At 64.3% G+C, this 8,706-nt stretch carries 5 protein-coding genes, 1 tRNA gene, 1 other RNA gene and 1 pseudogene; 4 read left to right on the forward strand and 4 right to left on the reverse strand.

Annotated elements, in window-relative coordinates; translation table 11 throughout:
* Window positions 1-1,229: DNA polymerase III subunit gamma and tau (locus tag HCN56_RS20795; protein ID WP_167973401.1), on the reverse strand; the 1,229-nt coding region annotated here is incomplete at its 3' end.
* A 136-nt stretch (window positions 1,230-1,365) separates the two neighbouring features.
* Window positions 1,366-1,460, reverse strand: an RNA gene (ffs, locus tag HCN56_RS20800) — signal recognition particle sRNA small type.
* 163 nt (window positions 1,461-1,623) lie between these two features.
* On the opposite strand from ffs, the gene HCN56_RS20805 reads away from it, so the two are divergent.
* Window positions 1,624-1,708: transfer RNA gene (locus HCN56_RS20805), tRNA-Ser, on the forward strand.
* 632 nt (window positions 1,709-2,340) lie between these two features.
* A complete protein-coding gene (locus tag HCN56_RS20810; protein WP_167973393.1) occupies window positions 2,341-3,108 on the forward strand; it encodes a transposase family protein in 768 nt (255 codons plus the stop codon).
* Window positions 3,109-3,366: 258 nt separating this feature from the next.
* Here the strand turns inward: HCN56_RS20810 and HCN56_RS26645 are convergent, their stop codons facing one another.
* The gene (locus HCN56_RS26645) at window positions 3,367-3,504 is read right to left on the reverse strand and encodes a hypothetical protein (protein WP_245246816.1); all 138 of its coding nucleotides are present in this window, start codon (window positions 3,502-3,504) and stop codon (window positions 3,367-3,369) included.
* Here HCN56_RS26645 and HCN56_RS20815 point away from each other — a divergent pair.
* Window positions 3,451-4,548 (forward strand): annotated as a pseudogene (locus HCN56_RS20815) (IS701 family transposase); the annotation flags it as partial. The gene HCN56_RS26645 and the pseudogene HCN56_RS20815 sit on opposite strands and share 54 nt — an antisense overlap.
* A 531-nt stretch (window positions 4,549-5,079) precedes the next feature.
* Here HCN56_RS20815 and HCN56_RS20820 read toward each other — a convergent pair.
* Window positions 5,080-6,150, reverse strand: a complete 1,071-nt coding sequence (locus HCN56_RS20820) for a DNA cytosine methyltransferase (protein ID WP_167973397.1) — start codon at window positions 6,148-6,150, stop codon at window positions 5,080-5,082.
* 344 nt (window positions 6,151-6,494) lie between these two features.
* Between HCN56_RS20820 and HCN56_RS20825 the strand changes: the two genes are divergently transcribed.
* Window positions 6,495-8,390 carry an ATP-binding protein gene (locus HCN56_RS20825; RefSeq protein WP_167973399.1) on the forward strand — a complete coding sequence of 632 codons (1,896 nt, stop codon included), beginning with the start codon at window positions 6,495-6,497 and terminating at the stop codon, window positions 8,388-8,390.
* Window positions 8,391-8,706: the final 316 nt, after the last annotated feature.

Below are 8,706 nucleotides of genomic sequence, written 5' to 3' on the forward strand. Positions count from 1 at the left end.
GGCGCCGGGGGCGCCGCGGGCTGCGGCGCGGGGGCGACGGGCGCGGCCGGTGCGGCAGCGGCCTGCGCGAAGCCGCCGCGCTCCAGCCGCTCCAGCCGGGTCTGCAGCGAGCGCTCGTCGGAGTAGGCCGCAGGCAGCAGCACCCGGGCGCAGATCAGCTCCAGCTGGAGCCGCGGCGAGGTGGCGCCGCGCATCTCGGTCAGCCCGGTGTTGACGAGGTCGGCAGCGCGGCTGAGCCCGGCCGGGCCGAAGCGGTTGGCCTGGGCCGTCATCGTCTGCAGGGTGTCGACGGGGACGTCGATCAGCCCCTTGTCGGCGGCCTCCGGCACCGCGGCGAGGATCACCAGGTCACGGAGCCGCTCCAGCAGGTCGGCGACGAACCGGCGGGGGTCGTGCCCGCCCTCGATCACCCGGTCCACCACCTCGAACGCGGCAGCGCCGTCCCCGGCGGCGAAGGCGTCGACCACCGAGTCGAGCAGCGCGCTGTCGGTGTAGCCGAGCAGCGCCGTCGCCATCGGGTAGGTCACCCCGTCGTCGGCGGCGCCCGCGAGCAGCTGGTCCATGACGGACATCGAGTCACGCACCGAGCCGGCGCCCGCCCGCACCACCAGCGGCAGCACGGCACTGTCCACCGGGATCGCCTCGCGCTCGCACACCTCGGCGAGGTAGTCGCGGAGGGTGCCGGGCGGGACGAGCCGGAACGGGTAGTGGTGGGTCCGCGACCGGATGGTGCCGATGACCTTCTCGGGCTCGGTCGTGGCGAAGATGAACTTGAGGTGCTCCGGCGGCTCCTCGACCACCTTCAGCAGGGCGTTGAACCCCGCGGAGGTGACCATGTGCGCCTCGTCGACGATGTAGATCTTGTAGCGGCTGGAGGCCGGGCCGAAGAACGCCTTCTCGCGGAGCTCACGGGCGTCCTCGACACCGCCGTGCGAGGCGGCGTCGATCTCGATGACGTCGATGGAGCCGGGCCCGCCACGGGCGAGGTCCTGGCAGGACTGGCACTCGCCGCACGGATCGGGGGTGGGGCCCTGCGCGCAGTTGAGGCAGCGCGCCAGGATGCGGGCGCTGGTCGTCTTGCCGCACCCACGCGGGCCGCTGAAGAGGTACGCGTGGTTGACGCGGTTGTTCAGCAGGGCCTGCCGCAGCGGGTCGGTCACGTGCTCCTGCCCGATGACCTCGGCGAAGGTCTCGGGGCGGTAACGGCGGTACAGCGCGAGGGACGACACACTCACGACGATATCGGCCCCGACCGACAACCCGTCCCGCCGCACGTACGAGCCGGTGCTCGTGGACGCCGGGAGAGACCACCGGGCCGCGCACGGTCCGGTGCCGCACAGCCGGGACGCGGCGGGCCCCGGGAACGACTACGCCCCCCACGCACCCGCCAGAGCCAACCTACCCTTGCTGCCTTCCGGCCCTGGGGGAGTTCAGTCAGATAGCGCCGCGTGAGGGGCTGACGCCACCCTACCCGATCCCCGGCACGCTCCGCCCCCACCCGCCCCGTACCGGGCGGGCACCCCACCGGCCGGTGGCCGGCGCTCGCAGCGGCCGGTCTCCGGCGAGCACCGGCTCCCGTTCCATGGTCGCGAGCACCCCCTCACGTCTTGTACAGTTCTCGGCGGAGGATTCGCCTAGTGGCCTAGGGCGCACGCTTGGAAAGCGTGTTGGGTTCACACCCTCACGAGTTCGAATCTCGTATCCTCCGCCCAGCCTTCACCGGGCTGAACGTAGGGCCCCACCGCCTCGGCGGTGGGGCCCTACGTCGTTGCCTCGAGCCCCGCCGCCCCGGTCGCCGTCCACAGCGGGACTCCCGGTGTGCCGCCAGATGGCAAAGAGCGATCACCCGAGGAACGCCCTTGAGCATCGCGTCGGGCGCGTGGAGGTAGCGGGCGCCCACCCGCGAGGACATGCCTGCCTCGCAGCACATGACCTGGTCGATCTCGCGGTTCGGGATGCTGAGCAGCATGAGGACCGTGGCAGCGGTCGTACGATCGTGGGGTCGACTGAGACGATCCAGGCGAGGTCGCCTACGGCGTCAGCCTGGGCGAGTAGAGCCGTGAAGGCGTTGTCCGCGGTACCGTCGGCGCCCGTTTCCGCAGCTGATTGCGGGCTTCCTACAGCCCCAAGGTGCTCAGGCGGGTCGGTCTACTGCGTGCCGAAGCGGCACTTGAAAGCGACCGCGTCGATTACTTTGCCCATGATCACGCCAGCAGCCACCCCGAGTCAGTGAGCTGATTCCAACCTGCCTGGCGGGTAGTGCGATTGGGCTGACAGCGTGGTGAAGCCCCTGGTAGACGGGTTCACGACCAAGATTCCCTCGCCCACCAGAGGCTTCGTGTGCTTGTCTACCCGTCCGGGCTGGACGTGTCCAGCTCTGCCCTGCGCCTGCTGTCGACCGAGCTCCGCCGACGCCGGGTGGTGATCGGAACCCGCTGGCGACGCCTGAACACGGGGCGCCAGGCCCTGCTCACCCTCGCCCACCTCCGCAACGGCCACCCCTACGCCCAGCTCGCGGCCGGGTTCGGCATCGGAACCACGACCGCCCACCGGTACATCGCCGAGGCAGTGGAGGTCCTGGCCGCTCTCGCTCCGAGCCTCGCCGAGGCGGCAGGGACTGCCTCGGCGAAGGCGTTCGTGCTGCTGAACGGGACGCTCCTGCCGACGGACCGCATCGCCGCCGACCGGCCCTTCTACTCCGGAAAGCACAAAAGACACGGGATGAACGTGCAGGTCCTCGCCGATCCCTTCGGCCGGCTACTGTGGGCCTCACCAGCCCTGCCCGGTGCTGTCCACGACGTCCGCGCGGCTCGCGAGCACGGCATCGTCGACGCCCTCGCCGAGATCGGCAGCGCGTGCTGGGCCGACAAGGGATACCGCGGTGCCGGCGGCACAGTCCGCACCCCGTACTGGGGACGGTGGGACACCCTCTCCGCAGGCCAGCAGGCGGTCAACCGGTCCCACGCGAAGATCCGCGCACTCGTCGAACAGGCCGTCGCCACCCTCAAGTCCTGGCGACTCCTCCGCAAGCTGCGGTGCTCAACCACCCGCATCACCGCCCTCGTCCAAGCCGTCCTCACCCTGCATCTGGCCAGCTCAGCAGCATGATGGAAAAGGCTCAGTGTCGGCCCGGGACTAGCGGTTCTATCTGCGCCTACTGCGCGTCAGTCAACGACACACCCGGACCAACGGCCGAATGACCCACGGGTCCCCGTCGCCTGATCCGGCACGTGCGGGATACGGAAGCGACAGCCTCCACCGGATGACGGTGGCCTCGGCGCAAGTCAGGGACTGATGCCACTACGGCTTACAGCCAAGGGTGAAGGGGCCGTCTCAGTTTCCTCTCACTTACCAACGCATGGTGCCTTAGTACTGCAGCCGCAGTTGGTGTGACCGTTGGTCCGTCTGGTCGTTGAGCTGGGTATGGGTGGGGATGTCACGGTTGACGAGGTGCGGGCCTGGGCTGCGGGTCTGGAGGTTCTGCAGGGCCGGCTTGGTCAGCATTTCCGCAGGTCGGAGCCTCGTCGGCGGGTTGGGGAGTATCTGCGGGGGCTGCTGTCGTCCCTGGAGCGGAAGAACGGGTGGACGCTGGCCGAGCAGGCCGGGGAGCTGTGTCCGGATGGCATGCAGCGGTTGTTGAACCAGGCGGACTGGGACGCGGATGCGGTCCGGGATGAGGTCCGCTCGTTCACGCTGGAGCATCTCGCGGAGGACGAGGGCGTGTTGATCGTGGATGAAACCGGGTTCATCAAGAAGGGCGTCCGGTCGGCCGGGGTGCAGCGGCAGTACACCGGCACCACCGGGAAGATCGACAACTGTCAGCTGGGGGTGTTCCTGGCCTACGCCTCCCCAGCGGGCCGGGCATTGATCGACCGCGAGCTGTACCTGCCGACTTCCTGGACGGAGGACGCGGCCCGGCGGGCGGACGCGCGGATCGGCCGGGATGTCGTCTTCGCGACCAAGCCCGCCTTGGCCAGGGCCATGCTGGCGCGGGCGGTGGCGGCCGGCGTGCCTTTTCGGTGGGTGACCGGGGACGAGGCGTACGGCGACAACCCCGCCCTGCGGGCCTGGCTGACCGAACAGCGCCTGTCCTACGTCCTGGCCATCGGGTACCGGCACAGGCTCGGGCCCCGCGGGCAGAACGCCCGCACCCTGGCAGCGATCCTGCCTGCGCACGCGTGGGAGATCCGCTCGGCCGGTGACGGCGCCCACGGCCAACGCGAGTACGCCTGGGCCCTGGTCCCGCTGCCGGACCGCGACGCCGCCGAAGGCTTCGAGGCCGCACTGCTGATCCGCCGCAACGACGCCACCGGCGAGCAGGCGTACTACCTGGTCCACGCCCCGGCCGACACCGCACTACCGGGAATCGTCCGGGCTGCCGGTGCCCGCTGGGCGATCGAGGAATGCTTCCAGGCCGCGAAGAACGAAGCCGGCCTCGACCACTACCAGGTCCGCCACTACCGCGCCTGGTACCGCCACATCACCCTGGCCATGGCCGCCGCCGCGCACCTGACAGCACTGCGGGCCACCACCGAGGAAAAGGGGGACGATCCCATGACCTGATTCGACTGAGCATGAACGAGATCCGCCGCCTGTTGGCCAAGGTCGTCCACACCACCCGGCACGAGACCGCCCACATCCTCCACTGGTCACGCTGGCGCCGACGCCATCAACACCGAGCCCGCCTCAGCCACTACCGCCGCCGAAGCCACCAACCCCCATAACTGCGGCTGCAGTATTAGACGGCTACTTGCGCCCCCCTGACGACCCGAGAGCCCGAGACCCTGCGGTAAACGACGCGTGGACGAACCGCAGACCGAACGGCTAGACCAAAGAGAGTCGGGCCGCGGATTACGCTCCTCTCAGTCAACAGACGCTTACCGAAAACTGCGGGTAGACCGAATGTCGGCGCCGCCCACCCCCCCCCGCAATTCAGGCACAGGCGAAGCCAGCCACCTACAAGCCTCTCAGTAGATGACCTGCACTCTGCGGTACGACTTTAGGGCGACGGGCAGCCACTATACGCCTCTCTATCTCATAACGGACCGAGTGGGGTGCGTCGTGGCACCGCATCTGGCATCAGACCGTATCCGATGATTTGATCGAGCACTCACGAGACTGACTGAGAATTGAACGTGCGATCAAGCCCAGACCTTTTGCCATTCGAACGGGTACGGCATTCCCGATCTGCCTCTCGATAGATCCATACTGCCCATAGAAATGATAACCAATCGGAAACGATTGGAAAGTCGCAGCTTCTCGCAACGTAAGTCCACGGTTTTCAGTGGGATGCACAAATGTGCCGCACGCGGGTGTTGTACATCTCGTTGTCATTGTGGGTGCTGGCTCGTCGAGCTTGATACGGCCATACGAACTCGCAGCAGATCGGTTCTTGAGCTTACGATGACAGTCCAACTGATGTTCCTCGGGAAGGTCGAACCGATTTCCACCGATCGGAATCGCCGAGATCCTGGCGAGGACCGCCTCACTGCTCTTGCGGTGGACATCGAGTGGGTCGTCAGGCTTGGAATACCGCTCTAGGTGTTTGAGTACCTGGCGCGCAGTCCTGGGGGTAGTCAGGAAGCTATCAGGTAGGTAGTTCAGAGGGATAACAGAAGCCTCGGAATGCTTGATATCAGCCCTTACCCCCATCAAGATGAATCGCTTTCGGCGCTGCGGTACACCAAATCTGCTCGAATCTAGAAGGCTGCCCATGAATGAATAGCCGAGATTCTCGAGTTTGCCGACTAGTTGCACTAGTCGCCGATCCCGCCTCAAGCCGGGAACATTCTCCAGCAATAGAATTCTAGGCAGGAAAGCATCGACGAATCTAGCCACATCAAGCACCAGGTCGTTCCTAGCCTGGTCAACTTCCCCCTTAGCCAAGGTCGAGAAGCCCTGACAAGGCGGGCAAGCTTTGAGAAGGTCCAAATCCCCGCGATTGAGACGGACTGCGTCGGCAATCTGATCAGCAGACAGACTTCGGATATCAGCCTCGTACAGAAGAACACGGGCATGGTTCCGGCGGTAGGACTCCGCAGCTTCCGGGTCGTTCTCCACGGCGGCGAGCACGCGGAAGCCAGCGTCTCGGAGGCCCCGCGTAGCGCCCCCGGCCCCGGCGAAGAGGTCGATGGCACTCGGTCTAGACATGAAGGCGATCCTAACCAGTCGACGACCTCAAAGCACTAGCGCCCTCTGGTACTTGAGTGTCGTGGCCCCCAAACTGACTGTAAGCCGGCGCCCCCCTGATGGCATCGGCGCGACTGGGCAGACGTCAGGAACAAGGAGCCGTGATGACACAGCAAGGCGACAGCCGCGGGAATCAGCGGGAAGAGCCCCTAGGGAACCGCTTCGTGGGGGGGGACGTCCCGCGGCAGGCCAGCAGAGAGCACGACCAAAGCACTGCACCCAACAGAGACATTCCCGGCAAACCATACGTAATGAGGATTAGTCGCCTCACTGTCGACAAACTGGGCATTAAGATGTATGACCGGGTGTCAGCAGTACTCGCGGAGGTTATCGCAAACGCGTACGACGCCGACGCCGAACGAGTGACCGTCACATTGCCATGGGGCGTCTTCCTAGACGGCTCAGGGGCATACGAAATCACAGTCACGGACAACGGCCACGGAATGACTGCGGGCGAAGTCAACTCACATTACCTGGCAGTCGGTTCGGACCGCCGCAAGCGGTTCGGAAAAGATAAGTCGCGGGACAAGAATCGACCAGTAATGGGCCGCAAGGGGATTGGCAAGCTGGCCCCCTTCGGGATCTGTGAGACAGTCGAAGTAATTACAGCAGGAGGCGAGGAGACGGCTTATGGATACAAAGTCGCGCACCTTATGCTGTCCCTGAATGAAATCTTGGACGATACAGATGACGAGTATCGCCCTTCACCTGGCCCGCTCGATGGAACCTGGTCAGCCGACCAGGGCACCACCGTGAAGCTCCGCGACTTCAGGCGTAAGCGGGTCCCCAGCGGGGCGGAGTTGCATCGTCAACTCAGTGCGCGCTTCGGAATTCGCCGCGCGGACTGGGATGTCGAGATCATCAACGCAGAGAATACGCTGATTCCCGAATCATTCCATCTCGGCGAGTTGGACATCGAATTGATGCCTGACACTCGCATCGATCTTGCTGACCGCAATATTGAGACGTCAACCGGCCTGAAACTTCCTATCTCCGGCTGGCTAGCATACAGCCGGAAACCTTACCGTGACGAAGCGATGGCCGGTGTCCGAATCTACTCGCGCGGAAAAATTGTCTCTATGACGCGCGACTTTGGCATCACCCAAGGATTCTTTGGCGAATACAGCATTCGCTCATATCTTGTGGGCGAAATTCACGCCGAATGGCTGGATGAAGGAGAGGATCTGATCCGGTCCGACCGACAGGACATCATCTGGAGCTCAGATTACGGTGATGCACTGAGGCAGTGGGGCCATGCCATCATGCGCGAGCTGGGCGCGCGGGGCAGGAACTCGCTGAAGAAAGAGACCTGGAACGATTTCGAGAAGGCCACCAACCTGCAGACCCGACTTGAGGAGGATGCTCCAGGAGACAAGGCTTTTCAGGAGTCCGTCAGGCAGGCTGCCAAGCTTCTCGTGAGCGACAAGGACAGGGAGGCCATCCTTGATCCAGAACACAGGGAGAAGGTCTATCAACTCGCGAAAACTATCGGCCCGCACCGGACGCTACTCGACGCACTGCATGAGGTCGCGGAGGACGCCAGCAGCCCATTAGAAATTGTGCTCGGGCTGTTCCAGAAGGCGCGCATTGCCGAGATGTACTCACTCGGTCAAGTTGCCTCAGAGCGCATCGAAGTAGTAAACAAGCTGTCGGCTCTTATTGACGACGGTTCCACGTTGGAGCAACCTCTCCAGGAACTTCTGGAGCAAGCCCCTTGGTTGCTGGCTCCAGAGTGGACTCCACTGGGAATGAATGAATCCCTTGAAAGGGTGCGCAAATCCTTCGAATCTTGGTACTTCAAGAAGCATAACATCGCACTGGTAACAACAGCGATCAATCGGCAGTCCAAGCGCCCTGACTTCGTCCTATTGCACGATTCCGGGACGCTATGGATCGTTGAGATCAAGCGCATGGACTATCACCTAACCGACGCCGAATATCTGAGGGCCGTAAATTACCTAGCGGATTTGGACGAGTTTCTGAACCAGGTGGACGCACTGGGTAAGCAGTTCCCTGTGCGCAAGCTCACGTTTATCGCCGACCACAAGGACAAGCTAAGCAGCGTTTCGATCTCCTCAGTAGCGAACGACAATCGGATTCAGATCCGAGGTTGGCATGACCTTCTCGATGACACGCTGCGGGCTCACCGTGACTTCCTGGCTCGTGTCGACAAGATCAGGAACGAGGGAGGTGCTCCATAGAGCGAGCCTACGCGCGGAGGATCAATGGACGATCGTACGAAGCCCCTACTTCAGGCTGACTGAGGTTTTCTCAGCGAGCTGATCTTCGCGAATCGGGTTGATCTGCTCCCTGCGGGCTGGGGTGGACAGTGGTGGCCCGGGTGTGGGCAGACGTGAAGCCCCTGGTAGGACGGTTCTCACCACAAGATCGTCCGTTGAACCAGAGGCTTCACGTTGGTCCCCTATGCTGCCATGCTCGACGTCCCACGCCACCTCGTGGAGTATCTGGCCCGTCTGCTGGCCGCGCACCGTCGCCGGATCGGCACCCCGAAGGGCT

It is taken from the genome of Streptomyces lonarensis, assembly GCF_012033735.1.
Lineage (GTDB): Bacteria > Actinomycetota > Actinomycetes > Streptomycetales > Streptomycetaceae > Streptomyces > Streptomyces lonarensis.